The sequence below is a fragment of the Mesorhizobium sp. M7A.F.Ca.US.005.03.2.1 genome (assembly GCF_003997795.1).
In the GTDB taxonomy this organism is placed as follows: Bacteria; Pseudomonadota; Alphaproteobacteria; order Rhizobiales; family Rhizobiaceae; genus Mesorhizobium; species Mesorhizobium ciceri.
The window spans coordinates 1-586 of record NZ_RZRP01001529.1; the positions used below are offsets into that span (position 1 = coordinate 1).

Consider the following 586-nt stretch of genomic DNA (forward strand, 5'->3'; position numbering starts at 1 on the left):
CACCCGTTTCGACACCTATGGCGGCACGCTGGCGCCGGATACGCGCGCCTATGTCGACGCCGTGCTGGCAACGCCGGCGATGCGGCACTGGTATGCCGAGGCGGCCAAGGAGAGGTGGCCGGAACCCGGCCCGGACGAATAGCAGGATCCAACGAAAACGCCCCTCGCACCTTTTATCGTGCGGGGGGCGTCTTTGCCATCAACCGTTCTTTCGATTGCTCTCACGAACTGCTGACGACAAGGCATAAATGCGCCTTTGCGTGGATGGTTCCTGGATGCCAGAAAATTTTTTCAACTTGGCGCAAGCGCGCTGTTTGGCGCCCGGTTTGCCGTCATGCCAGCTGGTTTGGCCTGGTGTTTTGGGAGAAATCCGCATCTGTGGCTTTATGCAAATTTGACAGCGCGCCAAAAGAAGCCTACAAGCAAATCGTCGATATTTGTTTGACTGACTTTTGTTATCCGCGCTTTCGAGCGCGCCTTTGACGAACTTCCCACATCAAAAATCGGGACAAACGACGTTGTGCATCCGCATGGCGTCGAACGAATATTTGCCATGGAAAGGGTTCGTCATGAGCACCGGCACAGT

1 pseudogene is annotated in these 586 nt (G+C 56.0%); it reads left to right on the forward strand.

What is annotated here, in order from left to right:
* Positions 1-142 (forward strand): annotated as a pseudogene (locus tag EN991_RS41900) (glutathione S-transferase); the annotation flags it as partial.
* Positions 143-586: the final 444 nt, after the last annotated feature.